Genomic DNA, 26,136 nt, shown 5'->3' with positions numbered 1-26,136 from the left:
CCTAATAAAAAGTACCAACACTAGCCTTGGAGGTGAACCATCTATTGCGAGTCCTACGAAAACAAGGTCATCTTTACAATTGGGGTTTATTCATGTACGAGCGACGCTACCTAGTTACGTTGTTCTCTATTATCCTTTTTCTCACTATGATTCCCTTTGCACGAGACTTGCCGAACGTCTTAAAAGAAAACGGGTTCACTCCGGTGGGAAGTGAGTCGGACCAAGGATATCAGCAGATGGAACATACACTCGGAATAGAGTCTTCCTCACTTACGGTTGTTTACAAAAGCAATCAACTAGATTTAACTGAACCAAAACAAGTAAAACGAATCCTTTCCTCCCTATCATCAGTTGAGGAACTACCGTACGTAACGCACATTCACATAAACGAACTAGGGAAATCCAAGAAAAAAAGTCATATCCAATCAGTCCACATAAGCCTAAGCCTGACCGATTCAGAAAGCATTAATGTTTTTCCTAAAATAAGAGACTTAATTCCCACACCTGATGGGATGGAAGTGTATGTGAACGGCGGAATTGCTACTTTATATGATATCCAAACAGCAACGAAAAACGACCTCCTTAAAGCAGAGATGATTGGTCTACCAATTGCCTTACTAGTCTTACTTGTCATTTTCGGGACCGTCGTAGCCTCCTTTCTTCCCATCATTGTTGGTTTAATGGGAGTCACGATTACACTTGGGATTACTTATTTTGTTGCGGACTATTACTCATTATCAAATTTTTTACCAAATATTGTCACGATGATTGGCTTAGCGATTGGAATTGACTATGCTTTATTCGTGGTAAGCCGCTTTCGCGAAGAGCTTGAACTTCAATCGTCTGTAAAAGAAGCTGTTGGCATGACCTCTCAAATGGCAGGTACGTCCATCATTTTTTCAGGCTTTGCCGTATTAATCGGTTTATTCGGAATGCTATTTATTGACCTACCGATTATGAGAGCGTTATGCCTCGGCGGAATTTTCATCGTGCTCTTTTCTGTCTTATTATCCAACACACTGTTACTATCTCTACTCGCTATCATCGGGAAAAATATTAACCGGTTCAAAGTGTTTCCGACATTACAAGCGAGGTGGAGCCAATCTACGTTTTGGGAAAAAGTAGCTTTCGCTGTCATGAAAAGGCCCGTTTTCCTAGCTTTATTTATGAGTGGACTGCTGATTTTACTCATGGTTCCGATTGGTGGAATCAAGCTTGGTGTCCCAACAGCCGACGTCCTCCCGCCAACTTATGAGTCTAGAATTGGGGCTGACCTGATTAAAGAAGCTTATGATGACCGGGAACGAAGCCCCATTTATCTGGTGGTAGAAGCAGAGAAACCAATCACAAATGTTAGCACTATAAAAAAACTCAATGACTATTCCAAAGAAATCACAAAAGTAGCTGGTGTAAAAGAGGTCAGGAGCTTCATCACCGCTCTAGGGAATCATCCTCCCGATAGAACGGCAGAATTATTAGCCCAAAGAGAAAATCTTGAGCTAGTTCAAGAAAAAAATCTACTCAAGCAAAACACTGCCTTAATTACAGTCATTGGAGCAAGTCACCCAGAGTCTATTAAAACAGAACAACTAGTCGTCCGACTGAGACAGCTCGAAAACGAATCATTTCAAACCTATATTACGGGACCTTCAGCTTATCGTGTAGATATGCTCGAACGAATTAAAGCAGGACTACCATATTTAATTACCTTTGTGATGATAGTAACCTATATCATCCTTTTCATTGCCTTTCGCTCCGCTCTTCTTCCATTAAAGGCAGTACTTATGAATGTACTAAGCTTAGGGGCAAGCCTGGGGATTGTGGTCATTGTCTTTCAAAAAGGCTTATTCGCAGATCTATTTCAAGTAACCTCAACAGGCTACGTCAGTATCGTCATGCCTGTTACGATTTTCTGTGTTGTCTTTGGTATTTCAATGGATTATGAAGTATTCCTCATTTCAAGGATTTTGGAAGAGTATGAACGGACGGGAGACAATGATTATAGTACAGCAACGGGACTGAGGAAAACAGGAGGACTCATTAGTAGTGCGGCATTAATTTTAATGGTCGTGGTCGGTTCCTTTATTTTCACGGATATTGAAATTACAAAGGCACTCGGAATCGGACTGTTCAGTGCCATTTTTATCGACGCCACCTTCATCCGAATCATTGTTGTCCCTGCTTTAATGAAATTAATGGGCCATGCGAATTGGTGGGCACCTAAATTTCTTTTCAAGGTTCGGTGATTTTAGCATGAGTTTAGTTAAGTAACTAAACTCATGCTAACTCTTTTAATCGTACAGAATGAACGGAAAGTAAAAAGCCCGTCCTAGTCACAGGACGAACAATCATAACCTTTAACCAAACAATCTTACATATGCAATAAACAAACTAAATGCACCCACCAAAATAAATACGAACGCACACAAATAGAAAGCAACCTTAGCAAACATATACGATTTACTAGCTAAACGGTGAAACAAGGCAACTTCCCATTCTACCCAGGAAAAAAACTTAACCTCTCTAATCCAATTCCACTCTTTTAACTGCTTGTCATGTTCCTCGAGTGTATATTTTTTCTTAACATGAATGGCAAAAACGATCCCTATTATTATAAAAACAATCCCGAACAAAGCAGGAAAAATAGCATCCATAACCGACCCCTATTGGTACAAACTTCGTAACTGATCTAAATCTCTCATCAATAGCTGAATTTCCTCCTGACTTAAACGTAAAGGCAATTGATCATATAATGTAATCACTTGGCCATCCGTATCTTTCTGATGCTTTTTCAAGTATTCATAAAGTGCCATTAACTGATTTTCTCTAATGGTCGACTCTAAAGACATATTCTTCACTCTCTGGAGAGAAAACTCATTCATCTCTTCATCAAACTCACCGGAAATAATCCTTCCTTCCAGTAACATCAAACCACTCCCAATCCGTTTCTTTTCCCCTTATCTTTCGCTAATATTCCCCTTTCTATTAAAAAAAGGGAAAACGACTTCAATTATAGAAACTTAAAGTACCAACAGATGACAGGAGGCATTACATTGGAATTTCGTTCGTTTCTCGATACATACATCAACACATGGATCCAATCTTCGTTAACCGATTTAAGAAACATGATTTCGGAGGATTATCAAGCAAGGGAAATATCTGGTGGTCAAATCATTGACTTTGGCTACGAAGAATCAATTAAAGGCTGGGAGCAAGGTTTTACTTATGTTTTAGAAAACCAGGCCGAGTGGAAAATACACGAAGTCTCTACGATTCCTTTAAGAGAAGATGAGGTCATGGCGGTATTGGAAGCTACATTAGTCATAGATGGGAAGAGCTTACATACAGCCAACTTATTTTTTCAAACGTTCAAGAAAAGGGATGATAACAACTGGAAGCTAGTAAGAAGTTACATTGAAGCGGGCATACAAAAAAACAGGTAACCAATCAATTAAAAAAGCTCCCAATGGTAGTGACCAAAAGTTAGATTTCTACTCTAACTTTCTGGGTGCAGTACCAATAAAGGAGCTCTCTTTTACCATATAATAACGGCTACAAGTGTTGATAAAATCAACCCAATCATAACCGGCAGAAAGTTTTTCCGTACAAGGTCCATGACGGGAACATTACATAACCCAGCAACCGCCACTAGAGAGGACCATGCAATCAACGTTCCACCACCCGTCCAAACAGAACCCATTTGCCCGATAGCTGCCAGTGTTGCTGCATCAATTTGCCCAGTCGAAAGTGCCCCCGACAAGGCTCCCGTTAATGGCAACCCTGAGAAACCAGATCCATCTAGTCCTGTAATAATTCCGATTATTAGAATGCCAAATGCTGATAGAAACTTACTTTCAGGAATCACTTGTTGGGAAGACTGAATCAAATCAAACAAAAATGCTGGGGAATTTCCGTCTTCAACGGATAAAATGCTGGCAGAAAAATCACCACTGCCTAGGAAAAAGAACCCTGCAATGGGGATCACAGGCCCCATTGCTTTGAAAGCAAATATAAACCCATTTGTAATATGTTCACTAATTTGGTCAAATGCTTTGGCCTTACCGTAAGTGATGGTTGCTAAGCTTAAAAGTAAAACAGCCACACCGCCAATAAACGCGGCTCCATTTCCACCTTCAAACCCACCCATTCTTCCACCACTAACCTTTGTGGAGATCATATAAACCATAACAGCAAGCATAGATAAAGGAACTAAAATCGCAAATACCTTACTCCATACCGGTTTTTCCTCACTTGTTTTGCTCTTATCCTCTTTCCCTTGTAAGCCTTCTAACTCTTTTTCAATTAAAGGATTATCTTTAGACCTAATATTTTTTCTCATTTGGAAATAAACAATCAGTATGGCGGTCACCCCTGTAATAAGGGACAAAATCAGTGCTTTATCAGCCACATTAGCTGTTTCAAGACCGGCAGATGTGGCACTTAAACCAGGAGCAATTTGCATGACATAATCGGAGGAAAGAGCCATCCCTTGACCGGCTAACGCTACCGCCATCGCTGCTCCCATAACCGGAAGCCCAGACCGAACAGCAGCAGGTACTAACAACGCACAAATCAGAGGGACGGCGGGAGTTGGCCAAAAGAATAAAGAAATTACAAAGGTAACACCAACTAAGACAAAGTAAGCAATATGCCCATTAGTCATCACTTTTTGGATAGGGCTAATCATTTGTTTATCTGCCCCTAAGTCCCTTAGTGAATGAAGCAAGGCGACCATAAACGTAATGATTAAAAAGATGCTAAACAATTCCTTTGCAGCTGTCAAATTTGCGTTAAAGACAGAAGTAAATCCACCTACAAGACTCCCTTTATAAATCCATGCCACTAAAAAGGTACCTAAAATGGTGGGAAGAACAACCCCTTTTCTAAAAATCATCGTTAAAATGACGACCAATGTAACAACACCATATAGCCAATGAGCGATTGTTAAGGTCATGTAAGAACCTCCTCAGTGTGTCGAACTTTATTCACATTTAAACTTTATTCATTGTATGAACATAGCCCAAATGAGTGAATAAAAATTCGCATAAGAAGATACTCAATCGCCCAAAAATAGATCTCGCTTCCACCACTTTTTTACATCACATAATTCCTAGAAAAAACACTTAGCTGTAGCTCCTTTGCTGCCTCTTTTAATAACTCAGGACAGAAGTAATAATCCTTTACTGTTATAATCCTGCCAGAATCTATTTCTATTAAGTTAAGATTGTAGACACCTAAGCAGTTATTCATCTCTCCAATTTGAACAATCGTTGGTTTTCCCCATAAAATATGTACTTCCGCTTTCATTTCAACAGGATCTTTCGCCCAATCCGTCAGTGAGTAACTTCTTACGGTATCCTTACCAAACTCTTGTGCAATATGTACGATATCATTTGAGACATTCTCATCTAATAATTTGGCAATCCCATCAGGGTCTCTTCTATTAAATGACTCAATAAATAGAGAAATCGTATTTCTTTGCTCTTCTGAGATGGCGAGTTGATTGAACCCTTCTTCATTTAGCTGTATCTCTTTTAACCTTACCCTAGCTCGGTTTAATAAAGCTTTAATTGCTCCTTCCGTTGCACCAAAAATTTCTCCTACTTCTTTTGCTTTAAATCCGAATACTTCAACTAAAAGTAGAACGACTCTTTGACGAGGGGGTAAATGCAAAACCAGTCGCTCCATGGCCTCTTCTACCTCTCCTGATAAATCTTCTTTTTCATAAGAAGGCTCATTATGGTATTCAAAAGAATCCATCTTTATTTTCACTTTTCTACATTGATCAATCCAAGTATTTGAAGCAATTTTAAACAAGTAGCCTTTAGGATTGATTGGTTGCCATAACTGCGCTAAAGATGAGAAAGCTTTTATTAATGTCTCTTGAACTAAATCTTCTGCATCCCAAGGTGACCCTGTTAGCTGATAGCAATACCTCCAAAGTGAAGGTCTGTGGGGAATGATACTTTCGTCGAATGTCTTTTTCAAATCACGTAATGGATTACCCAAATCTTGTAAGTTATTGATGTCAACAGTCATAATATTTCCTCCAAATGGTTGTTTACCGTAATAACGTAAATTACGAGGAAAAAGTTACGCAATCACTTAAAAATTTTACTAGATTATCCCGAACATTTTATTTAACTTATTCAACTGCTTTTCCGCTTCCACTTTTAATGGTTTATGTAAACAATACTCCTCAGAATCAAGTAAACCGCTCAAGATATCTTCGTAAGCTTTATCAAAAGCTTCCTTTGAATCTATTAAAGTATCAGGTTCAACACCTACACCCTCCCAGTTTGTGTTCGTAACTGTACTTACCGCTCTTCCATGTGAAATAAACACTTCAAATTGGGGATGAAGGATATGTGGTCTTCCTGGCTGTGCTCCTCCACCTGTGTTTTCACCGACAATCTTTGCTCGATTCAAGTGTTTTAGATTATAAGCAAAAGATTCAGCTGCTGAAAAAGTGTACTTACTAGTTAAAACTCTCACTGGCTTTTCCAAATACTTCTTACCGGGTACATATGACATCGTCCAAAACTGTATTTCTTTATTTTCTGCTCGATTATAAAAAGTTGTATGGTGAATATCTGTTTCAAAAAAGTAGCTCATAAGGATATTCACCATGTCTGGATCCCCACCACCATTTTCCCTTAAATCAATGATAAGTCCACTTGTATTTACCAAAAAGTTCATCGTAGCTACTGCTGTATCACCCGCTAAATGAGGTAAATCGAATATGTTAAGTTTGAGATAACCTACATTCCCAGGTAGAATCTCACATTTAGCAAAACCAAAGTTATTAAGCCAAGTTCCCTCCTCCATTTCAAACTGATCCTCATCGTTTGACTCTTCTTTTTTTGAGTGTTCCAAGAAATGAAGAGCTAAATGCCTATCGTGGTTTACACTCTGAAGAATCTGACTTATAGATGTACAAAATTCCTCCGGTGCTGAAAGTAAAGCAAATTTTTCGCCTTTTGTAAATTCAACTAGCTTTTCATTTATAGTTAAAGCAACCTCTGGAAAAACATAGTTTTCTTCCAACTTTTTTATAAGTTGATTGATTAAATTTTTCTTGAATTCATCAGTTAATAATAATGCTTCTATTGTATTCATATTTCATGTCTCCCTATTTGTAGATTTTGTTTATAGATTCAGTATCAACCTTATTAAACCTATTGTCAATTTTTTTTGACAAGAATACAATAAAAAAACTTCATTGAAGTTTTCAACAAAGTTTCTAGTTTCTGTTTATCGGATACAACATGACAGCTAACTCCCAAAAATTTAGTTCATTTCCTTTAGCATCTGTTTGATACCATTTTTCTAACAATGCTTCTATATCCTTTTTGAATTCAAGCACTTGTTCTTTCGACAACTCCTTATTTAATCCAATCAAGAGGGGTTTTGAATTTGATTTCTGGCAAAAGAAATCCTCTATTGCCTGCAAGTATAACTCCTTATGCTCATTTAGTAACGCCTCATTCATCTGAAGTTCTGAATGTTTCATTTCATCGTTAATTGAATCTTCTTCTAGTTTATAAATAATCTTATTCGCGATTGGTAGGTAGTATTTTTCTGTAAAATTCCCTTTGATCTTAGTTTCTGTAATCACTAGCAGTCCTGCTTTATGTAACTGTTGAATATGATAATGTACTTTATTTCTTGGCTCACCTATCTTCAGTGATAACTGTTGAGAGGTCTTTGGAACTTGGTCTCTTAATGAAGCCAGTATTCTTTGCCGTAAGGGGTGGGACAATGCTTTCATCTTTTCTAAAGAGGTTACTTCAAACGTGTCCTCTTGTTTAAAATTAGTCAAATGGAACACACCTTTACATTTCTTCTAGCTTTAGTATATCAAAAGTACACTGATAACTAACAGTTCTACCTCTTTTAAACACAAAGCAAAAACTCTCTGATATTCCCAATTATCTGCATACCTTTTGTCAGTTAACAAAAACTAATACAAGGAGGTGTTAACTTTGGATAAACAGATGAAACCGAATAAAAATGTTGGAGAAAAAAGCAACGAAATGCAACCTATGGACCAAGGTCTAAATTTAGTTGCCCAAACCTTTAACAATGCCACTGGAGTAGATAAAGGAAATGATGGAAAAAACAATCCAAATCAACAATCATAAACGCCATTAATACGGCGTTTTTCTTTTTATACTTTTATTTTCCGTTATTATTTCATTATTAGTTTAAATCATTGAACAAATGAAAATAAATCATCTAATAAATAGGGAAGGCATGAGCCTTCCCTATTTTCCTCTATATGTACTTATTACAAAAACTAAACCAAATTCATCGAACTAATAGCTGTTGAGAGGGTAGACTGAATCTTAACATGATCAAACCTAATTCCTAGTTGCACGGCTGTCTGTGCTATCTCAGGTCTCAAACCAGATAAGGTTGTCTGAACACCAATTAAATTTAGAGCCTCAATTAATTTAAAAAGTTGGTGTGCCACCATTGTATCAATCATCACAACACCTGATAAATCTAACAGTAAATGACTAACTCCTAGATTAGAACATTGAATTAAAGTGTTCTCTAGCATAATTTTCGCTCTGGTAGAATCAATATCCCCTACGAGTGGCAAAAGTGCTACATTTTGATTAAGTAGTATAACTGGAGAACTTAGTTCCATAATCAAGGCTTGTTGTGATTGAAGTCTTTCCTCGGAGAAATCGTTATATTCCTTAGTAAACCAAACAATCACCTTGCTGAAAGTTTTCGTGACGATACGAAATGAAATCTCCATATCGCATTGAGTATAGTTTTTTGAGTTTAATTTATAAAATTCACTTATTAAATCGAGGTATTGTTCTTGTGTCCGAAAGAACTCCCTTAAAATTAGTTGTACAGGTGTGTTTAAATGTTCTTCATCTTTTGACACTAGTTCAATCCACTTACCGAAAGCAGTGAAAAACTTTTCCTCTTCCATTTTAAACACTTGGAAAAATTGCTTATGAAACTCGTTATTTTGTTGTTTAACATTCCATATTACAGTGGGATCCTTTGAAGAATAGACTCCATTAGGTTCACTTTTATCCAACTGCTGATACCAATTTTCAGTTAACTCCCAAGATTTATCTAATAAAAATTGATATAGTTCTTCGTTCCTATGCATGATTTGACCCCCAACTACACATTATGCATCTTTATTGCTGTAATAATATTATCATATATACTTCAATTTTCACCAAGATATAATAATATATTCATAGTCAAAAATACTATGTGTCTTGTCTACGTTTTTCCTCTAAGACACCAATTTTTAATTTTACAAAGTTTACAGAATAGATACAAAAAATTCACAAAAGGAGATACTAATTTAAAGGATTTTTTATCTTTTATATAGAACAATAGTAGGAAACAAACCTTAAGGGAATGGTATAAGTGGAATCCTATAGAAATCTGGAATCTGAAGCAAACTATATTTCTCAACGGCCAATTGGATTTATATTTAAGTTCAAAAAAATAGATGATGATTTTATCCATACATACGCACATGGTGATTTATTAAGTAAGTTAGGTTTAACTCCATCGATGGTTGAAAACGGTACTTTATTTGATGTATTGCCAGAAGATGTGGCTAAGCAAAAGCAATTATTCTACCAGAAAGCATGGAATGGTGAAACTTCAAATTATGAAGGCAACTTTAATCAGACTCATTATCTCGCGGTGTTGAGTCCTATTTTTAATAATGGTGAAGTGGTTGAAGTATTTGGAACGGTCTTTGATATTACCCGAGAAAAACAAAATGAACGAATGGTCGGTAAAGCGGAGAAGTTAGCTGCTCTCGGCCAGCTTGCAGCAGGAATAGCCCACGAAATTCGTAATCCCCTTACCTCTCTTAAAGGTTTTTCGCAGATTTTAAAAGAAAGAACGACTGGCCAAGAAGCCGAATATGTGGCCATCATGTTAGAAGAACTGAATCGAATTCAAAATATTGTCAACGAGTTTATGTTATTGTCCAAACCACAAGAGCATTTTATTTTGAAAGAGCACTATATGAATCATTTAATCTCACATGTCATCAAAATTCTAGAGCCAGAAATTACGCTTAACAATATGAATATCATAACTTGTTTTTCAAATGATATTTATGCCCAAGTTGATGACTCCCAGTTGAAACAAGTATTGATTAATTTGATCCAAAATGCAATCGACGCATCTTCCACCAAAAGATCGGATATTATTATCTATCTAAACGAAATAGACCAGGTATACTATGAAATCAAAATAGTTGACTTCGGAATAGGAATTTCTGAAGAACGCCAGGAGTCCCTCTTTCAGCCATTTTTTACAACGAAAGAAAAAGGAACAGGACTTGGACTAATGGTTTGCAAGAGAATTATTGAACAACACAAAGGGAGCATTGAACTTATTAGTAAAGAAGGCTTTGGCACAACGGTAAAAATCATTCTGCCGAAAAAGATAACAGAAGGAGCACCATCAAAATAAAGACTCTTTTCGCCATACTGTTTTCTATAACATAACCTATTATTACCCACTTTTTCGAAAAGAATATCAAAATAAAGATGGTGCTTATGTATTATTGATTAAGTTCAGTTGATACCTGCCATTGGACCCCAAATTTGTCAATTACTTGGCCATATAAAGGACTCCAAAACGTTTCCTGTAGTGGCATACCCACTTTGCCACCAGCTTGTAGTCTTTCAAAGACTTCTTTAGATTTTTCAATATCGTTAATGGTGATGGCAATAGTTACCTGTGACCCAAGTTGGTAAGGACTACCTGGAAATGTATCAGATATCATAAGGTCAATGCTACCAACTTTTAATTGTGCATTTAAAATGCGATCTTTTGTATCATCTGGTGTAGGATAATCAGGGTTAGATGGCATATCTCCAAACGTTTGGACACTAATAACTTTTGCATCCAAAGCATGCTCATAGAAGGAGACTGCTTCTTTTCCATTTCCATTCATTACCAAATAAGGATAGACTCCCGTTATCATTTCAACACTCCTTTTATAAGAACATTTGTTCTTATGTAAATTTTAACACGTTTTCGCTTTTTTGGAAAGCCATTATTTTTACTTCCTCATTTGTTCCAACTAGTTAAACGTAAATATTGACTACTTCAACCACAAGTTTACCCTATTTTCCCCATAGTCTTTCTACGTTAATTAATAAATCATCTTCAAAAGATAACTTATAAATATCAGGCATATCAAGTTTCTTCCAAAAATCAAAATGGTATTTTGAATCAAAGTAGTTCATGATTAAAACCATAATATTTCCATGGGTTCCAATCACGATATTTTTTCCCTTGTAACGTTCAAGAACTTGAAGAGTTGCCTCCACTCCCCTCTGCTGGGCAACTAGATTGGACTCCCCACCTTCCCAAAAAAATGTTTCGTCCTCCCAAACCTTCATAATAGCTTCATTAAAATCTTCGGCCGACTTCTCAGTAAGCTTCCTTTCCTTAAAGCCTTCCTCGATTTCTACTTTACTTCCTATCAGATGAGCTAGCCCCTCAACCGTTTGAATCGCTCTTAAGTACGGGCTAGATAAAACGACATCTATATTTTCAAACCTTAACACATGAGTAACCTTCTTAGCATCTGCTTCTCCTTTTTCGGACAAAGGACGTTTAAATTCATTTGGTGTATAAGTTGAATGGGCATGTCTTACAAAATATACGGTTGTCATATTTCTACTCTCTATATCTTCTAACTCGATAAAATCTATGGGGTTCTTTTTGATATAATCCCCTATTAACATAAGGGTGGAGGGAGAGATCTTATTAAATCTGTTGTTAAGCTGAGTTACTCCTTCCAAGAGGTTTTGATTTTTATTAAGATCATCATAGGCTGCTTGAAAGTCTTCAAGATTGGTCGCATAATTCATTGATGAGAAAAGACTCTCTGTATCTAGAAAAAGTTCAAACATCTCCTGACAATGAAAGTATAGTAAACTATCTTTTATTTTCGACCAAGTTTTTGGCTGTGCATAATAATAGGCGCCCCACCAATAAAACTCCGCTAAACTATTTTTTGCATGGTTATAAAAAGCATAGAATAAAAACAAGGCTTGTTGACCTTTTGTTAGCTGATTATAGACAGACTGTTTTACCTTTATACCTTTACCTTGAATTAATGGGATGAAGGGTTCAAAGCACATCCCTCCAAGTAAAGAATCATCAAGACTTTCCAAAAACTCTCTTTTCATTTTTATCAACATTCACTACGCACTCCTTCAAAATCATCATACATGATTGGAAGTTTCATTCCCACTTTTTCACTTTTTAACCGGTACATTTTTCCACCATGTTTACTCGTACCCTCTACTAAATTATAATTTACACTAGTTTCAAATAAGGAGTGCACCAATGAAAGAGCTTTTACTATCAATTAAAAAATTTGAAATGCTGTTAGAAAAGTATAAGGATGATAAAAGAAATACCTTTGAATTTTTTTCTTATTTTAAATCCTTACATAGAATACAAACGACCTTTGATTATATTCCTATACTTGAACTTGGAACCATTTTAAAAAACGAAAAACCAACGATTTATTTTGAATTAAGGAATTATGCCACCCACAGCCATGTGATTGAGTTGATCACTACTGTTGATATGGACCTGGATGAAGCAACGGCTAAAATTGAGCATATAAAGAGCTTGTAAACATTTGATTGTTTGTATTCCATAATAACTTTAAGTAAAGCCCATAAAAAAAAGCGATTAATTGAAAAAGATCGTTTAACCAACCAGGTTAGACGATCTTTTTTTACGTTAGAAAGGTTTTTCATAAATATCATCAGCTTTAGTTAAATTTAAATACACTAATAAAATAATCTTCTTCTGGAAAAACCCCCACAAATTCAAAGCCATTTCTCAAGTAAAACTTTTTTAACTTTTCATTCCCCGCCCAACAGTCTAAATATAAAGCTTTTCTGGAAGTTTTAGCATATGACTGTGCAAAATCAGTTATCATCTTTCCTAATCCCTTCCCTTGATATTCAGGCATTAAAGCAACTTTAGAAAGATACTTACTATCAGCTTCAATTGCTAAATCACTTAACTCTTTTATTTCATGAATAAAAAAAGTCCCAATCACAAAATCTTCTTTTGTTAACACAAAGGCATGATTAGCGCTAACTTCTGTTAGGATTACTTGTGAATTCCAAGGGTACGACCACTGATTGATTCCCTTCCTTTGTAGATGAAGTGCTGATTCATTTAAAACACTTAAAATTGACTTTAAATCTTCTTCAATGGCCAGCCGAATCTCCATTTTTAATTCCTTCTCTCCTTTTCCCAGTCACTTAAATACATTTTTGGTTTAGTTTCCGGTTCTGCATTTAATTTGCATATAAACTCAATACTGTTTCCATCTGGGTCATCAAAATAGACCATTGCATGTGCCTGGTCGGGCATGACAATCGGCTCAGTTGGCTTGAAACCAAATTCCTCACGCATGATAATCCCTTTTTCCTTCAGCCATTCTTTCGCCTTTTTCAAATCTTCTAGCTCTACACGAAAGGCGACATGTCTTAATGAGGGATGATAACTAGTTCGAACCTGTTCACCTTCCCACAGGCCCAGCCAACTTACATTCTTTTCAATCCAAAAAAATGCCGTTTTTTCATATTGAATAGCTAATTCCAACCCTAATCCCCTATAGAACTCAGTGGATTTTTCAAGGTTACTTACAGGTAAATGTGCTTCATACAGGCCTTTTATCATCATTAAACACTCCCTCAATATTAATATCTTAAGACTAATGCAAAACAGCACAAGATAACTCAGTATGTTGTTTGAAATATAATAAGACTTATGTCTGATTTTCTGAGTGGTAGAACTTAAACACTATACATGCTATCATGAAAACAAATGAATAAGAGGTATAAATCATGAAATATAGTGAAAAGTTACGTCAAACTTATATGTTGTTTGCCAATCCAGCAAATGCCGTTCCAATGAAAAAATATATGAGAGATCAATTTGAGTTTTTCGGGATTAAAACACCTGAGAGAAGAGCTATACTAAAAGACTTTGTTAAAGAGCATGGTTTACCCAAAAAAGAAGAATTTCATGAAGTTATCTTAGAACTATGGGCTATGCCCGAAAGAGAACTCCAGATCGTTGCTATCGGACTCATAGATTTTAAGCAGAAAAAGAAGGAACTTAAAGACGAGTTTGTTCCTCTTCTCGAAAAAATGATTACTCTTAAATCCTGGTGGGACACAGTGGACCACATTGCGAGCAATCATGTGGGCTACTTGTTTAACCACTACCCTGCATTCATTCATACCGTTGGTTTAAAGTGGAGAAACAGCGATAATATTTGGCTTAGAAGGACCATGATCCTATTTCAGCTGAAATACAAAACGAATACTGATACGGAACTTCTTGCTGAAATCATTGTCGAAAACCTTGGTAGCAAAGAATTTTTCATTAATAAAGCGATTGGTTGGGTGTTAAGGGAATATGCCAAGACAAACCCTTTTTGGGTAAAAGAATTCGTTGAGAAACATCCTCTATCTCTCCTTAGTAAACGAGAGGCTTTAAAACACATTAAGTAATACAAATATCGCCTACAACATAATGACAGTTGTAGGCGTCCCTTTTTTCTTATCCGAAAGTTGCTCGATAACCTTCTATTTTCTGTTCGAGTTTATTCACTAAACCAGCAAGCCATTCAGGTGTTTCTTCATTAATCTGCACATCAACCACTTGCTTCAAATGGTCATAAGTAACATAGTTATGGAATCTTATAAACATAGGAATATGATTTATTTCCTCTTCTGAAATTTCCATTTTCGTACGATACCCCTGTATAAACAATTGAAAATTCTTATTTGAAAGATCCACATCATTCGAAAATAAATCTCTTAAAGCAAAGGCTATATCTGCAGCAAACCAACCACTCAGACTACCCTCAAAGTCAATAATTTGCACTTCTTTACCAGCCCAGATTAAATTATCTAATTCAAAGTCAAAATGAATTCTTCCATAGTTTTGTGAAGTCCTCTTAAGACTATTTAGATGCACACTAACCTTGTCATATTCCTTCTGCTCCAAAGCATCTTGAACTGTAATTGGACTCAATAAATTGATTAAAGTTGACGTTTCTTTCTCATGATATAACCTGGATAAATGATGGAGATTCCCTAAAGCCTCTCCCCATAAAACATATTCCTCATCGTTTAGCTCTTCTATTTCTTTTAAATTTCCTTGTAGAAATTGAACTACCACTCCATGAAGTGCACCCATTGGAGTATGAATCGACTCTATTAAGTTTCCTTCATAGGATTGAACCGGTTGATTGACAGTAACGGGATGGTCTTTTAAGTATGATAAAAATAAAAGCTCTTGATTGATTTTCTCCCAATCCCCTTCAGGAGTAATTCTTAGAATATATTTTTCGCCCTCTTTTTCAAAGGTAAAAATAAAATTACTACTTGCTCTTAAAAAACGTAAAGAATCTTTATCCGGACCCCATCTTTCTAATAATTGATAAACATACGTTTTTTCCATCTCAAAAAAGTTCTTCATGACTGACAATTTCATCATTTTTGTTTTTCCTCCTAGAATGAGTAGAACAAAAGATGTTAGGAGTACGGTCCGTCAAATAATAAAAAGACTACCGTGAATACGATAGTCTGAATTGATAAATATATGTAACTTTTTAGAAAAGCTCAAAATAAAGGAACTATGAGTATACTAGTTTCCTATTATTAAGAAATTTTTACAGCTTGAAGGCTACATATTGGACTTCGTAATTCTTTTGTTCTTGATTGAATTTTGAATAGAAACACAATATCAACCTCCTTTGGAATAATTTCCTAACAAGTAGAATTATATAACTCTTATTCATATCTGTAAATACTTATTTTCTACACTACCACTCGTTTATTACCTAATCTTTTTTACAAATGTGAACAATTCAGCCCTTCTCTCTTTAAAATAGACATATCCATGACTTGCATTTTTAATAATCTCAAACCTTGTCGTTGGTAATTTCTCTCTCAAGATATTATAGACTCTTTGGTTCGTGGTTAAAAACTCTCTACAAATATTATCGTTTTCGCTCTCTCCTCCTTCTCTCGTACCACAATCCATATAAAAACTTTCTATTAAAGATAAATCAGACTCTTTGATTAGATTTTCAATATCTTCCTGGTTTCGGTAAAAGGCAGAGGAAAAGATGATAATATGTTTAAAAATCTCCGGATACTTGCAGGCTGCATAGGTAGTAATGAGTCCTCCTAAAGAGATACCCGCCATAGCTGTATAATCTTTTTTTGTCCGATATTTCTCATCTATCAACGGCTTTAATTCATGCACAATAAAATCCATATACTGTTTGCCTTTTCCACCTAACGAACTAGCCTGTCCTAATAGCTTCTTTACATACTCCCCGTCCACCCACGGACTATATTCATTGAAGCGTTCCTCACTATTCTGGTCAATCACCACAACGATAACATCTAGTTCATTTTTATCTAAATAGCTTTTTAGTTTTAATGAAACCCCACCTATTGCTTCACTATCATCGAATACATTTTGACCATCATGCATATACAAAACTGGATAGTTATTTTCGCCTTCTTGATAACTAACAGGCAAGTAAACCCGTATTATCCTTTCTTGATTGAATACATTCATATGTACAGAAAACTTTTCTAACAATGCTCTCATCCTCTAACTACTCTTTTGGATATTTTACCATAATAAAAAAGGAGCATCACCCCAAATTAAGGGACACTCCTCCATATTATAAATGCTTTTGATCAAGTTCCTTTAGTAACTGCTCCAACTTTTTCATTCGCAATTTTTCTTTCAGTCTCTGTTCCTTTACTTCTCGATTTAATGCTTTATTTAAAGAGACCACCATTAAGAGCATAATGACTGCAAATGGTAATGCAGCTACAATCGAGGCTGTTTGTAAACCTTCTAGCCCACCGCTCCACAATAACACTGCTGCAATGGAAGATTGTAATACCCCCCAAATAATTTTTGTAGAGTTTGCTGGATTTAACACCCCTTTAGACGTTAACATTCCTAGAACAAAAGTGGCTGAATCGGCCGATGTGATAAAGAACGTAATAATTAAAAAAGTGGCGAGTACCCCAAGGAGTGTCCCCCAAGGAAACTGCTCAAGTGTAATAAACAATGCGGTTGTCATATCCTGGTTAACTGCTTCTGTAATTCCTTTTTGTTCAAATAAATCGAAGAAGATGGCGGATCCCCCAAATGCGGAAAACCATAGGGCACCTAAAAGAGTCGGTACTAATAATACGCCTAATACAAACTCTTTAATCGTTCTTCCTTTAGATACACGTGCAATAAAGGTCCCAACAAATGGTGCCCAAGCAATCCACCATGCCCAGTAAAACAACGTCCAAGCTCCAACCCAAGTTCCTTGAGAGAATGGTGTTAAACGGAAACTCATCGGAATGATGTTTCCTAAATATCCGCCGATCGTGGTTGTAAAGGCATCCACAATAAACGAGGTTGGACCGACGATTAGTACAAAGAGTAATAAACCACCAGCCAAACCTAAATTTAAGTTACTTAAATATCGAATTCCACGGTTTAAACCTGTTGTAGCTGATAACATATATAAAATGGTAACAATGAGAATAATCATTAATTGGGTGAAAACGGTATTTGGAATTCCTAGTACATGATTAAGTCCTCCATTTATTTGAAGGGTACCAAGACCTAACGAAGTCGCCACACCAAACGCTGTGGCAATCGCTGCCAATGTATCAATTCCTTTCCCGATTGGCCCATTAACTCGATCTCCTAGCAGTGGCTTGAAAGTCGAACTGATTAAAGCCGACTCTCCTTTTCGATATTGAGCGTATGCCAATGCTAACGCGATAATCGTATATATAGCCCACGGGTGTAGCCCCCAGTGAAAGAACGAATACCGGAGTGCCAACCTCGCAGCTTCAGGTGTTCCTCCCACCGCTTGATCTAAAGGCGGTGTAATGAAATGATAAATCGGTTCAGCCACACCCCAGAATACTAGACCAATCCCCATACCTGCAGAAAACAACATCGCGAACCAAGTATAATAAGAAAACTCTGGCTCGTCGTCATCTCCTCCTAGCTTAATTCTTCCATACGGGCCGAACGCTAAATAAAATGCAAATACTAAAAAGATAAACGTAGTAAATAAATATAACCATCCAAAATTGTTTGTTGTAAAATCCAATGCCTTTGTGGCTGTTTCTGATAAATTCTCAGGTAAAATAAAACCCCATACAACAAACAGGGCAATTACCGTTACTGATATGTAAAATACAACCCCTAATTTATTTTCCTTCATCCAAACATCCTTTCTAAAAAAACAAAAATAATAACGTCCATAATTTACCCCTAATCAACGGGTAATAAACAAAAAAACACTGATATAATCAACATTTGTCGAATTAGATTTTTTACATGTATAAAGCTTCTTTTTATAAAAAAAATAAGATTGTTTGTATATTAATAAAAAGGAGATTTAAAAGATGAGGAAACGAACCCGCAATCTAGGACTTTTTATCGCTTTGTTGCTTTTTATGAGTGTTTTTACGACGGATAGCATCTTGGCAAATGACAGTTCTGCTGATGACTCAACAAGTGTGGCTAGACAACAACCACCAGAGGGCCTACCCAATTTACAAGGTGGTCCGGAAAAAGAACGTGTTCGTTACCCAGTTTCAAATATCGTGTTGCAACAGCGTTATCCAGAAACCGTTGTGTTAAGAGGTCCTGCAAATGTAAATAGACTTGCCTTAACCTTTGATGACGGGCCAGATCCGAGATTTACTCCATTAGTTTTAGATACATTAAAAAAATACAATGTGAAAGCGACTTTCTTTTTAATGGGAGCAAGAGCGAAGGCTTACCCTGATATTGTGAAGAGAATGATTGACGAGGGACATATTGTTGGAAACCATACATATTGGCATCCCAATCTAGTGAAGCAAGGCGAAGTCGCTACCCTTGAAAGAGAAGTTAATCAATCAGAGGAAGAATTAGCAAGATTAATTGGATACCGTACCAAATTATTCCGTGCACCATATGGTTTTTTATATAATGAACTTGTTGAAAAGCTTAGAGATATGAATTACACCGTTGTTGGGTGGTCGGTAGATTCCTTAGACTGGAAGGAAGAGCCACCTGAAACAATTGCTTATACGGTATTAAGCAATGTTCAACCTGGCGCAATTATATTAATGCATGATGCTGGAGATTGGACATCTGATCGTACGAATACTATTAAGTCACTCGATCAAATTATTCCAACCTTAAAAGAACAAGGGTTTGAGTTTGTCACTGTTCCTGAGTTATTAAAGATTCCTTATAAAAAGTAAAAATAGGGAGCGATTAATTTTCGCTCCCTATTTTTTTCTATGTAAAGTTTTATCTCTCACAAGCAATTAAATCTTTATCTCTATCTCTACCCTTATTCAAGTCGTATAGTTTTTTAGAAACAAAAGGTTTGTACTTGGTTTTTCCACCTTTATTCTTAACTTTAGAAGTACGAGCAACCCCACCTTTGTAATCTTTGTTTAGCTCTGTACAGTTTTTATACTTTTTAACTTTCCCACTAGCATCAGCTTCTGAGACTCCTGAAGTCACTCCAAAAATGAGAGTGAAAGATAATGCTGCAATTATTATTCTATTCATAGTGATAACCTCCTTTTCCCACTGATAAATATAAAGCATCTTTGTAACCTTTTCAATAAAATCCATAAAAAAAACGCCCCTTCAATTAAGAAAGAGCGCAACTTTAATCATTTATTTGCCTGTAAATGAAACGTTAATGACCATGACTTCACTTCGACTTCCTAGTCTAAGTGGAGGTCCCCACGTTCCAAAACCGGAGGATACAAATGAATGCATCGTATCTTTTTTCAAGTATCCCCAATCATTTTCATAAATTCGATCCGTTATAAGATTGGCTGGGAATAACTGACCTCTATGAGTATGTCCGGCAAGATGAATATCTACACCTTGATCTCTTGCCACATCTAAATCGTATGGTTGATGGTCAAGCAAAATTATAGGTTTTGAGGTATCTACTGCTTTAAACAGCTCACTCATCGTTAATCGTTGCTTATCTGTTTTATCATTTCGACCAACAATCGTAAAAGCATCATTAATGGTAATAAACTCATCCTGTAAGACACGAATGTTAATTTTCTTCATTTCATTGATAATGGGATTCATATCGTCACCATAATAATCATGATTCCCTAAAACTGCGTATACCCCAAGTGGAGCCTTCACCTTGCCTAAAATTTCACCCATATTTTTTTTAACGTAGGGCTCAACATAGTCATCGATAATGTCACCAGGAACTAAAACAATATCCGGCTGTTCTTGATCTACAATGGTTACTAGTCGTTCTAAATGACCTCGACCTACTAGCGAACCGAGATGCAAGTCAGACACCATTAATATTTTTACATCCTCTTGAGTTGAAGGTTTATCAATTTCGACCTCATACTCTCTTACTACTGGGCTCCAGGCATTAATTGAACCGAATACAAAGATGAATAGGTAAATAGAAAGAACCACTATACCGATCCAGAAAACACCTTTCTTTTTTAACGCTAAATAAAATAAATTAGCTACCGGAAGCAGAACAAGACTATAGCCAACAATGGCTACCCAAAAGCCTCCAAGAATTTCTATTACTTGAAAAGGCAGAAGCCTCCCTATGATAAACGAAAACGATAAGCTAATGATAAAAATGATATATGTTTTTTTATAGCGTGGTAATTTCGTTGATTTAACCCATGCCCAGCCGTTGTAACCGATGTAGTAACAAATGAGGCCGTAAATAGCTAAAGTAAGAATAAACGAAAGTATAGTTAAAATTGACATTGTAATTTAAAAGACCCTTCCATGTTCATTGTGGATTTTATTATACCACTATACAAATGGAAACATGAAATTAGAGCTCTCCGGGTTTTTAATAATTTTCAGGAATGCTCACTCTTTTACAAAGCTCTGCATTTACCCCTAAATTCTGCAATTTATTAATGACATCCCTAATGGATCCCTTATCCGGTTGAATATTATTTGTCTTCATTTCTGATACATTCTTTTGACTAAACACAGTGATTTTCTTCAAAATACTGCACCTCAATTCGTGTTAGAAGAACACATGTTTTTTATTACTTTCATTATAGATGACATTTATGAACGAACTATGAACAATTAGAAAATAAATAAGGCAACTTTGTGAACATTTTTTCACACCTGTCCTTTTTATGTACATGAACATCTATCACTAAATTTCTATTTTTAGTAACCTTTTTCCATTTCATTCCGTCTATCTAATAAATGAAACTCTTGCTTATGGCTATAGCGAGTAAAAATGTTTAGTAAATAAGGGGAATAATAATATGAAGAAATGGTTCATCGCTTGGACATTACTTATACAACTCATCCTCACTGGTTGTAGTTTTCAGGTTACTGAAAATCAGTCAGAAGGTGAAGAGAAAAAACCTCCTAAGGCTTTTATCGAGGTACAAAATGAAACTTACGAAACAGTTTTAGGAACGTATTGCTGGAGATATAAGAATGAAGGTACTTGTGTAGATTATGCAGGTCCTGAAGAACTTTTGAAAGACAAAACTCCGATTAAAGTTCAGCCTGAGGAAATCGTCACTTTCAAGATGAACTATAAGCCTTTTCCAAATGAATTTCATGTCCTTCAAATAAGCGAAGGCAAGCAAGTAGAAATTCAAATTAAAGACAACTCTTTCACTGCTCCTACAGAAAAAGGTACGTACTATTATTCTTATGGAGTTTGGTGGATGGATAAAAAGCAGAAACATGTTTCTAAAGGGGACGCCTTTTACAACTTTGCATTAGAAGTAATTAAAGATTAGGACTGTGAAATATGAAACTTAAAAGAATTATCCTTTCAATCATCTCTTTCCTCATTTTAGGCAGTGTGTTGTTCGTACTATTTTTCCGGAATGGTATCATCCTTGATTCCTTGAACATACACTTGGATGAGCCTTTTGTTAAAAGAATTGAAGTTCCTGATAATTTTGATCAGACTGACCGGAATAAAAACGGAATACCAGATCCTATTGATGTCGTAAATGCTGCAAGAGAGGAAGTCAAACAGCGAACACCATATAAAAGTGCTTATTATGCTGGTGGGTATCCTCCTGATAATGAAGGTGTTTGTACGGATGTTATTTGGAGAGGCTTACTTGGTGCGGATATTACATTGAAAGACCTTATGGATGAAGATATTAAAGAAGTTACGAGTGACTACCCTAGAGTAAATGGCAAACCAGATCCAAATATCGATTTCCGTAGAGTTCCCAATCAAAATGTATTTTTTCAAAAATACGCCGAATCTCTTACAACTGAACTTAAACCACGAGATGTAGACAATTTGCAAGAATGGCAACCGGGAGATATCGTTGTCTTCTTAGATGGATTTCATCACGTGGCAATTATCTCTGACAAACGAGCAAAAGATGGTACACCGTATGTGATACATAATAATCCACCATATGCAGCAGAGGTCAAATTAAAATCCTTTAAAACCCCTATCGCGGCACATTATCGTTGGAAGTACTAAAGGAGGGAATGCATCCCTCCTTTTTTGTATGTTTTATATTACTAACTGTCAAATGAGTAAACATTATGTCTTACTTTTTCAGGTCATGCAGGAAACTAATGGATAAAAATAGAAGTTTATATCACCCTTAACAAAAATTCTAGTTTTAAAGATTGTATTCTATTCTGGAGAACTCTTTTACATATATAGAAAAAACAAGTAAATACTATTTATGGAATATTAGGCAACTAAAAATTAGAGATAAAGAAAAGCTTTCCGTTCATAAACTTGAACGACAAGACATTTACTAAGTTTTAATATTCCCTTTACTGTAGCTTCGTTTTTATTGGATACAATGTAGATGAATTAAAAATTCCAACTAAAACAATAGCCACTGGTTCTTCAAATTTTTCATAGGCTCTGTAGTTAATCCTTGTTCTGCTAAACAAGTCTCTATGAATTGGAGGGTAATTAAATGGCTCTTTTTTTAAACTCCCTGTTTCTGCTTTACCTTCTTCATTCCTTCTCATTAGTGCTGTACCATTCTCTATTTTACAAACAAAAAGAAGAACAATCCTAAGATTGCGCTAAGAGAAATAACACTCCTAGCGTATTTTTTCGTCCCAACACTTTAACAAACTAAAGGGGGACTGTCCCCCTTTAGCCAACTGGTTATTTTATTTCTTTACCGCTCTTGTCTTTCAAAACAATTTCGTATTTATCACCTTTGACTTCTGCTTGGACTTCATCTCTTGCAATAAATTCATCTATCATCCCTATAATTAAGTCGGCATTCTCCTTAAATCTTGAATCCTTACTTTCCTTGTCTAATGTGATAAAAATTTTCATCACTTGCTTATCGCTCTTATATCCTAGACCTTTAACATTATACTTGTTCTTACTACCTAATTCTTCAAACATAACAGCTAAAGCATTGCCCCAACGACCTTCTTGAGCTCGTTCTGCTCCGAAACGATAGATATCGACTTCTATATCTTCTCTTCCGCCCTCTTTAAGTGCAGTTTCCACCGCTTTCACAATTTGTTCTACTTTGTTTTCATCTTCTTCTTTGGCAAACTCAAGAGTTACCTTATTCTTACCTCCACCCCAGGACTGATTATAATTGTATTTCTCTAATACAGGTGAGACTAACCTACTGATTTCATCCCACTCCTTTCGTTCTCTTTCTTCTTCGGCTAAATGTTCCTGAGAAGGTGCTACATACTTTCGCACTTTAATAGAATAATCATCGTATCTTTCGTCTTGTTTTAAAATATTGTTTGATATCTCTATAATTTCTTTACTGGCTTTTTCAATATTCCCCTCTGTGTCGTCTAAAAACACATACATAGCACCCTTTTTAAGACTATAAACGTGGTGGATAACTTCTTTGACAGGATATCCATCTTCCACGAGCTTATTTGTAATTTCACTACTCATATCAATATGTTGTCTTTTTTCATAAAGCGATTTAAGTGGTGGGAATTTCGATACAACGTCCGCCATTGCTGGTGAAATAAACCCTGATCCAATAAATATCGCACAAGCTGCCGCAGCTGACAGCGTTGCTAACCCCGCTTTCTTTGTTACCGTCCATTGCATCTTCTTAAAAGACTGGAAAGCATTCCATTCTCTGTCCACCTGATTTACTCTTTCTTCATCAAATTCTCCTTCTTCATATCGTGTTGGAAGATTATTTATAAACTTTTTCAACTCGGGAGAAACAGGTTCGCCGCTCTTCTTTTTCCATGTTTTCTTATTGAATTCCATAAGTCTCAGCCTCCGTAAGAAATTTTTTATCCTTTCCCATCAATTCCGCTAACTTTCTCTTTCCACGCTTTAATCGTGATTTCACCGTATTCATGTTCTCTCCCAAGGCAAGCGAGATATCTTTAATAGACATGTCCTCGTAATAATAAAGAAGTAATGGAATTCTTTGATTTTCATCAATTAGAGCTAGCCAACTCATCATTTCATTTCTATTTTCATTGGCCATTAATTGAATATGTAACGATTCTGTCTTCATTTTTTCCTCTGCCTCAGAACTATCTTCTATTGGCACATAGGTTTGCCTGGATCTTTTACGATATAAATCAACGGACCGGTTATAGACAAGTCGATAAAACCAAGGTTTAAAGTTGTTAATTTCTTTCCCTCTCATGATGCTAATATAAGCATCCTCTAATGCCAGTTGTACGGCATCTTCTACTAAATCCCTTGAGCGAAGAACTAGATAAGCCGTCTTCTGCGCGGATGATAATAAGTCCTCAACCAGCATTCCAAAAGCATCATGGTCTCCGTTCTGAATTTGTAGAATTAACTGTTGTTCTGAATTCACTTGAAGGATCCTCCTTTGCGTTTTCAATAAGTATGTCGTTCTGGGTGGTATGGAAAGTTGCACTTTTTAAAAAATTTTTTTGAATTTCTTTGGGGTCAGTTCCCCTTTATTTAACTAAAGGGGGACTGACCCCATTTGAATTAATTGGTATAATATGTTTATTAATCTCATTACCTAACTTTTTAACCTAATATAGTTGGAGGTACCTATATGAAAGTTGTCATTTTAGACGATTGGGAAGGTTTCTATTCAAATCATCCACAAGTAGAAAGATTAAGGTCTCATTTTGAAGTGGAAGTGTATAATGATCAGCCTACCAAAACTATTTTAATTGAACGGATTCGGCATGCTGATGTAATCATTCCCATTCGTGAACGAACAAAGTTTACTAAAGATATTTTACAACAATTACAACATATTAAACTAATTGCACAAACAGGAGCGGGGCTAGCTCACATTGACATGGATGAGGCTATCAAATTACATATCCCCGTTTCTACAACCCCAGGAGGATCTGCTGCCGTTGTTGAATTAATCTTTGGAATGATGATTAATCTGTCTAGAAAACTATTACCTTTACATCAAGATTTAAAGAACCGTATATGGCAAGAATCGGTAGGTTTAAGTTTAGAGAACAAAACCGTCGGGATTATCGGTTTAGGAAAAATAGGTTCAGGAGTAGCCAACATTGCGAAGGCTTTTAACATGAATGTAGTTGCATGGGGACCCAGATTGACAGAAGAAAGAGCAAGCGCACAAGGGGTTACTTACACCTCGCTTGAAGAACTTTTACAACGATCTCACTTTATTGTAATTGCAGTCCGTTTAGTGCCTGAAACAAAATTATTACTTACTGAACATCATTTTAATTTGATGAGAAAAGATGCTTTCCTTATTAACACTTCTCGAGGAGAGATTTTGGACGAAACTGCCCTTATCAAGGCTTTATCAACCGACAAAATTGCTGGAGCTGGACTTGACGTGTTTACAGAAGAACCAATTAATGAAGACAACCCTTTGTTGACACTCGATAATGTCCTTTTATCTCCGCATATTGGCTGGAAAACAGATAATATGTTTAACCAATTCCTAACAACCGCTGCTGATAATATTCTTGCGTTTTTCATTGACAAAAACCCAACGAGAATAGTGAACCCAGATGTATTATCTGTTCAATAATGGAAAAAGTGCCCATGGTTTTTTGGGCACTTTCCCTTTA

The 26,136-nt window shown here is 36.1% G+C and carries 30 protein-coding genes; 10 read left to right on the top strand and 20 right to left on the bottom strand.

Annotated features, from left to right (window positions below):
• Window positions 1-92: 92 nt before the first annotated feature.
• A complete protein-coding gene (locus tag SM124_RS06075) occupies window positions 93-2,246 on the top strand; it encodes an MMPL family transporter (protein ID WP_322445611.1) in 2,154 nt (717 codons plus the stop codon).
• A 111-nt stretch (window positions 2,247-2,357) separates the two neighbouring features.
• Here SM124_RS06075 and SM124_RS06070 read toward each other — a convergent pair whose 3' ends face one another.
• Window positions 2,358-2,654 carry a hypothetical protein gene (locus tag SM124_RS06070; RefSeq protein WP_322445610.1) on the bottom strand — a complete coding sequence of 99 codons (297 nt, stop codon included), beginning with the start codon at window positions 2,652-2,654 and terminating at the stop codon, window positions 2,358-2,360.
• Between the two features lie 9 nt (window positions 2,655-2,663).
• Window positions 2,664-2,927: a hypothetical protein gene (locus SM124_RS06065; protein WP_322445609.1), complete on the bottom strand. Its 264-nt coding sequence runs from the start codon at window positions 2,925-2,927 to the stop codon at window positions 2,664-2,666.
• Window positions 2,928-3,053: 126 nt separating this feature from the next.
• Here SM124_RS06065 and SM124_RS06060 point away from each other — a divergent pair, with 126 nt between their 5' ends.
• Entirely contained in the window at window positions 3,054-3,443 is a 390-nt protein-coding gene (locus SM124_RS06060) for a flavoprotein (protein ID WP_322445608.1), read from the top strand.
• Window positions 3,444-3,535: 92 nt separating this feature from the next.
• On the opposite strand, the gene SM124_RS06055 is transcribed toward SM124_RS06060, so the two are convergent.
• The 4 genes from SM124_RS06055 to SM124_RS06040 form a co-directional block, all read right to left on the bottom strand.
• Window positions 3,536-4,954 (bottom strand): hypothetical protein, encoded by a 1,419-nt coding sequence (locus SM124_RS06055; RefSeq protein WP_322445607.1) that lies wholly within the window; start codon window positions 4,952-4,954, stop codon window positions 3,536-3,538.
• A gap of 140 nt (window positions 4,955-5,094) precedes the next feature.
• A complete protein-coding gene (locus tag SM124_RS06050) occupies window positions 5,095-6,039 on the bottom strand; it encodes an RNA polymerase sigma factor (RefSeq protein WP_322445606.1) in 945 nt (314 codons plus the stop codon).
• Between the two features lie 78 nt (window positions 6,040-6,117).
• Entirely contained in the window at window positions 6,118-7,119 is a 1,002-nt protein-coding gene (locus SM124_RS06045; protein WP_322445605.1) for a S41 family peptidase, read from the bottom strand.
• A gap of 124 nt (window positions 7,120-7,243) precedes the next feature.
• Window positions 7,244-7,822 (bottom strand): helix-turn-helix domain-containing protein, encoded by a 579-nt coding sequence (locus tag SM124_RS06040; RefSeq protein ID WP_322445604.1) that lies wholly within the window; start codon window positions 7,820-7,822, stop codon window positions 7,244-7,246.
• Window positions 7,823-7,985: 163 nt separating this feature from the next.
• Between SM124_RS06040 and SM124_RS06035 the strand changes: the two genes are divergently transcribed.
• A complete protein-coding gene (locus tag SM124_RS06035) occupies window positions 7,986-8,144 on the top strand; it encodes a hypothetical protein (protein WP_322445603.1) in 159 nt (52 codons plus the stop codon).
• A 155-nt stretch (window positions 8,145-8,299) separates the two neighbouring features.
• Here the strand turns inward: SM124_RS06035 and SM124_RS06030 are convergent, their stop codons facing one another.
• On the bottom strand, window positions 8,300-9,139 hold the full coding sequence (locus SM124_RS06030; RefSeq protein ID WP_322445602.1) for an STAS domain-containing protein: 840 nt from the start codon (window positions 9,137-9,139) through the stop codon (window positions 8,300-8,302).
• Between the two features lie 269 nt (window positions 9,140-9,408).
• Here SM124_RS06030 and SM124_RS06025 point away from each other — a divergent pair, with 269 nt between their 5' ends.
• Window positions 9,409-10,476: an ATP-binding protein gene (locus SM124_RS06025; protein ID WP_322445601.1), complete on the top strand. Its 1,068-nt coding sequence runs from the start codon at window positions 9,409-9,411 to the stop codon at window positions 10,474-10,476.
• A 91-nt stretch (window positions 10,477-10,567) separates the two neighbouring features.
• Here SM124_RS06025 and SM124_RS06020 read toward each other — a convergent pair whose 3' ends face one another.
• Together SM124_RS06020 and SM124_RS06015 are read right to left on the bottom strand one after the other, a co-directional pair.
• The gene (locus tag SM124_RS06020; protein WP_322445600.1) at window positions 10,568-10,993 is read right to left on the bottom strand and encodes a VOC family protein; all 426 of its coding nucleotides are present in this window, start codon (window positions 10,991-10,993) and stop codon (window positions 10,568-10,570) included.
• Window positions 10,994-11,135: 142 nt separating this feature from the next.
• On the bottom strand, window positions 11,136-11,690 hold the full coding sequence (locus tag SM124_RS06015; protein ID WP_322445933.1) for a histidine phosphatase family protein: 555 nt from the start codon (window positions 11,688-11,690) through the stop codon (window positions 11,136-11,138).
• Between the two features lie 679 nt (window positions 11,691-12,369).
• Between SM124_RS06015 and SM124_RS06010 the strand changes: the two genes are divergently transcribed.
• Window positions 12,370-12,666, top strand: a complete 297-nt coding sequence (locus SM124_RS06010) for a hypothetical protein (RefSeq protein ID WP_322445599.1) — start codon at window positions 12,370-12,372, stop codon at window positions 12,664-12,666.
• A gap of 139 nt (window positions 12,667-12,805) precedes the next feature.
• On the opposite strand, the gene SM124_RS06005 is transcribed toward SM124_RS06010, so the two are convergent.
• Window positions 12,806-13,276 (bottom strand): GNAT family N-acetyltransferase, encoded by a 471-nt coding sequence (locus tag SM124_RS06005; protein ID WP_322445598.1) that lies wholly within the window; start codon window positions 13,274-13,276, stop codon window positions 12,806-12,808.
• Between the two features lie 2 nt (window positions 13,277-13,278).
• Window positions 13,279-13,728, bottom strand: coding sequence for a VOC family protein (locus tag SM124_RS06000; RefSeq protein ID WP_322445932.1), 450 nt, complete (start codon window positions 13,726-13,728; stop codon window positions 13,279-13,281).
• Between the two features lie 167 nt (window positions 13,729-13,895).
• On the opposite strand from SM124_RS06000, the gene SM124_RS05995 reads away from it, so the two are divergent.
• Window positions 13,896-14,567, top strand: a complete 672-nt coding sequence (locus tag SM124_RS05995; protein ID WP_322445597.1) for a DNA alkylation repair protein — start codon at window positions 13,896-13,898, stop codon at window positions 14,565-14,567.
• Window positions 14,568-14,616: 49 nt separating this feature from the next.
• On the opposite strand, the gene SM124_RS05990 is transcribed toward SM124_RS05995, so the two are convergent.
• From SM124_RS05990 to SM124_RS05980, 3 genes are all read right to left on the bottom strand, one after another.
• Window positions 14,617-15,558 carry a phosphotransferase enzyme family protein gene (locus SM124_RS05990; protein ID WP_322445596.1) on the bottom strand — a complete coding sequence of 314 codons (942 nt, stop codon included), beginning with the start codon at window positions 15,556-15,558 and terminating at the stop codon, window positions 14,617-14,619.
• 342 nt (window positions 15,559-15,900) lie between these two features.
• Window positions 15,901-16,686 carry an alpha/beta hydrolase gene (locus tag SM124_RS05985; RefSeq protein WP_322445595.1) on the bottom strand — a complete coding sequence of 262 codons (786 nt, stop codon included), beginning with the start codon at window positions 16,684-16,686 and terminating at the stop codon, window positions 15,901-15,903.
• A 76-nt stretch (window positions 16,687-16,762) separates the two neighbouring features.
• Window positions 16,763-18,325: a glycine betaine uptake BCCT transporter gene (locus SM124_RS05980; protein WP_322445594.1), complete on the bottom strand. Its 1,563-nt coding sequence runs from the start codon at window positions 18,323-18,325 to the stop codon at window positions 16,763-16,765.
• Between the two features lie 184 nt (window positions 18,326-18,509).
• Here SM124_RS05980 and SM124_RS05975 point away from each other — a divergent pair, with 184 nt between their 5' ends.
• Window positions 18,510-19,358 carry a polysaccharide deacetylase family protein gene (locus SM124_RS05975; protein WP_322445593.1) on the top strand — a complete coding sequence of 283 codons (849 nt, stop codon included), beginning with the start codon at window positions 18,510-18,512 and terminating at the stop codon, window positions 19,356-19,358.
• A 49-nt stretch (window positions 19,359-19,407) separates the two neighbouring features.
• Here the strand turns inward: SM124_RS05975 and SM124_RS05970 are convergent, their stop codons facing one another.
• The 3 genes from SM124_RS05970 to SM124_RS05960 form a co-directional block, all read right to left on the bottom strand.
• Window positions 19,408-19,674 (bottom strand): excalibur calcium-binding domain-containing protein, encoded by a 267-nt coding sequence (locus SM124_RS05970; protein ID WP_322445592.1) that lies wholly within the window; start codon window positions 19,672-19,674, stop codon window positions 19,408-19,410.
• A 111-nt stretch (window positions 19,675-19,785) separates the two neighbouring features.
• Window positions 19,786-20,877 (bottom strand): metallophosphoesterase, encoded by a 1,092-nt coding sequence (locus SM124_RS05965; protein WP_322445591.1) that lies wholly within the window; start codon window positions 20,875-20,877, stop codon window positions 19,786-19,788.
• 88 nt (window positions 20,878-20,965) lie between these two features.
• Window positions 20,966-21,127, bottom strand: coding sequence for a hypothetical protein (locus tag SM124_RS05960; protein WP_322445590.1), 162 nt, complete (start codon window positions 21,125-21,127; stop codon window positions 20,966-20,968).
• A gap of 274 nt (window positions 21,128-21,401) precedes the next feature.
• Here SM124_RS05960 and SM124_RS05955 point away from each other — a divergent pair, with 274 nt between their 5' ends.
• Together SM124_RS05955 and SM124_RS05950 are read left to right on the top strand one after the other, a co-directional pair.
• Window positions 21,402-21,890, top strand: coding sequence for a hypothetical protein (locus tag SM124_RS05955; RefSeq protein WP_322445589.1), 489 nt, complete (start codon window positions 21,402-21,404; stop codon window positions 21,888-21,890).
• A gap of 11 nt (window positions 21,891-21,901) precedes the next feature.
• Window positions 21,902-22,600: a DUF1287 domain-containing protein gene (locus SM124_RS05950; RefSeq protein WP_322445588.1), complete on the top strand. Its 699-nt coding sequence runs from the start codon at window positions 21,902-21,904 to the stop codon at window positions 22,598-22,600.
• Between the two features lie 305 nt (window positions 22,601-22,905).
• On the opposite strand, the gene SM124_RS05945 is transcribed toward SM124_RS05950, so the two are convergent.
• The 3 genes from SM124_RS05945 to SM124_RS05935 form a co-directional block, all read right to left on the bottom strand.
• Window positions 22,906-23,109, bottom strand: a complete 204-nt coding sequence (locus SM124_RS05945; RefSeq protein ID WP_322445587.1) for a hypothetical protein — start codon at window positions 23,107-23,109, stop codon at window positions 22,906-22,908.
• A gap of 142 nt (window positions 23,110-23,251) precedes the next feature.
• Window positions 23,252-24,349 carry a hypothetical protein gene (locus SM124_RS05940; protein WP_322445586.1) on the bottom strand — a complete coding sequence of 366 codons (1,098 nt, stop codon included), beginning with the start codon at window positions 24,347-24,349 and terminating at the stop codon, window positions 23,252-23,254.
• Entirely contained in the window at window positions 24,336-24,917 is a 582-nt protein-coding gene (locus SM124_RS05935; protein ID WP_322445585.1) for an RNA polymerase sigma factor, read from the bottom strand. Before SM124_RS05935 ends, SM124_RS05940 begins: the two co-directional genes overlap by 14 nt.
• Window positions 24,918-25,127: 210 nt before the next feature.
• Here SM124_RS05935 and SM124_RS05930 point away from each other — a divergent pair, with 210 nt between their 5' ends.
• The gene (locus tag SM124_RS05930) at window positions 25,128-26,096 is read left to right on the top strand and encodes a D-2-hydroxyacid dehydrogenase family protein (RefSeq protein WP_322445584.1); all 969 of its coding nucleotides are present in this window, start codon (window positions 25,128-25,130) and stop codon (window positions 26,094-26,096) included.
• Window positions 26,097-26,136: the final 40 nt, after the last annotated feature.

The sequence above is a fragment of the Robertmurraya mangrovi genome, from assembly GCF_034427655.1.
In the GTDB taxonomy this organism is placed as follows: domain Bacteria; phylum Bacillota; class Bacilli; order Bacillales; family Cytobacillaceae; genus Robertmurraya_A; species Robertmurraya_A mangrovi.
The sequence above is the reverse complement of the archived record's forward strand: the minus strand, read 5'-3'. Positions and strand labels throughout refer to the sequence as shown.

Bases quoted from the DNA above. Each gene is read 5' to 3' on its own strand.
- SM124_RS06050 (WP_322445606.1), bottom strand. From the start codon at position 6,039: ATGACTGTTGACATCAATAACTTACAAGATTTGGGTAATCCATTACGT.
- SM124_RS05970 (WP_322445592.1), bottom strand. From the start codon at position 19,674: ATGAATAGAATAATAATTGCAGCATTATCTTTCACTCTCATTTTTGGA.
- SM124_RS05965 (WP_322445591.1), bottom strand. From the start codon at position 20,877: ATGTCAATTTTAACTATACTTTCGTTTATTCTTACTTTAGCTATTTAC.
- SM124_RS06070 (WP_322445610.1), bottom strand. From the start codon at position 2,654: ATGGATGCTATTTTTCCTGCTTTGTTCGGGATTGTTTTTATAATAATA.
- SM124_RS06055 (WP_322445607.1), bottom strand. From the start codon at position 4,954: ATGACCTTAACAATCGCTCATTGGCTATATGGTGTTGTTACATTGGTC.
- SM124_RS06030 (WP_322445602.1), bottom strand. From the start codon at position 9,139: ATGCATAGGAACGAAGAACTATATCAATTTTTATTAGATAAATCTTGG.
- SM124_RS06020 (WP_322445600.1), bottom strand. From the start codon at position 10,993: ATGATAACGGGAGTCTATCCTTATTTGGTAATGAATGGAAATGGAAAA.
- SM124_RS05955 (WP_322445589.1), top strand. From the start codon at position 21,402: ATGAAGAAATGGTTCATCGCTTGGACATTACTTATACAACTCATCCTC.
- SM124_RS06015 (WP_322445933.1), bottom strand. From the start codon at position 11,690: ATGACAACCGTATATTTTGTAAGACATGCCCATTCAACTTATACACCA.
- SM124_RS06005 (WP_322445598.1), bottom strand. From the start codon at position 13,276: ATGGAGATTCGGCTGGCCATTGAAGAAGATTTAAAGTCAATTTTAAGT.
- SM124_RS05950 (WP_322445588.1), top strand. From the start codon at position 21,902: ATGAAACTTAAAAGAATTATCCTTTCAATCATCTCTTTCCTCATTTTA.
- SM124_RS06010 (WP_322445599.1), top strand. From the start codon at position 12,370: ATGAAAGAGCTTTTACTATCAATTAAAAAATTTGAAATGCTGTTAGAA.
- SM124_RS06045 (WP_322445605.1), bottom strand. From the start codon at position 7,119: ATGAATACAATAGAAGCATTATTATTAACTGATGAATTCAAGAAAAAT.
- SM124_RS05940 (WP_322445586.1), bottom strand. From the start codon at position 24,349: ATGGAATTCAATAAGAAAACATGGAAAAAGAAGAGCGGCGAACCTGTT.
- SM124_RS05985 (WP_322445595.1), bottom strand. From the start codon at position 16,686: ATGAGAGCATTGTTAGAAAAGTTTTCTGTACATATGAATGTATTCAAT.
- SM124_RS05930 (WP_322445584.1), top strand. From the start codon at position 25,128: ATGAAAGTTGTCATTTTAGACGATTGGGAAGGTTTCTATTCAAATCAT.
- SM124_RS06075 (WP_322445611.1), top strand. From the start codon at position 93: ATGTACGAGCGACGCTACCTAGTTACGTTGTTCTCTATTATCCTTTTT.
- SM124_RS05995 (WP_322445597.1), top strand. From the start codon at position 13,896: ATGAAATATAGTGAAAAGTTACGTCAAACTTATATGTTGTTTGCCAAT.
- SM124_RS05975 (WP_322445593.1), top strand. From the start codon at position 18,510: ATGAGGAAACGAACCCGCAATCTAGGACTTTTTATCGCTTTGTTGCTT.
- SM124_RS06000 (WP_322445932.1), bottom strand. From the start codon at position 13,728: ATGATAAAAGGCCTGTATGAAGCACATTTACCTGTAAGTAACCTTGAA.
- SM124_RS05945 (WP_322445587.1), bottom strand. From the start codon at position 23,109: ATGAGAAGGAATGAAGAAGGTAAAGCAGAAACAGGGAGTTTAAAAAAA.
- SM124_RS05990 (WP_322445596.1), bottom strand. From the start codon at position 15,558: ATGATGAAATTGTCAGTCATGAAGAACTTTTTTGAGATGGAAAAAACG.
- SM124_RS06065 (WP_322445609.1), bottom strand. From the start codon at position 2,927: ATGTTACTGGAAGGAAGGATTATTTCCGGTGAGTTTGATGAAGAGATG.
- SM124_RS05980 (WP_322445594.1), bottom strand. From the start codon at position 18,325: ATGAAGGAAAATAAATTAGGGGTTGTATTTTACATATCAGTAACGGTA.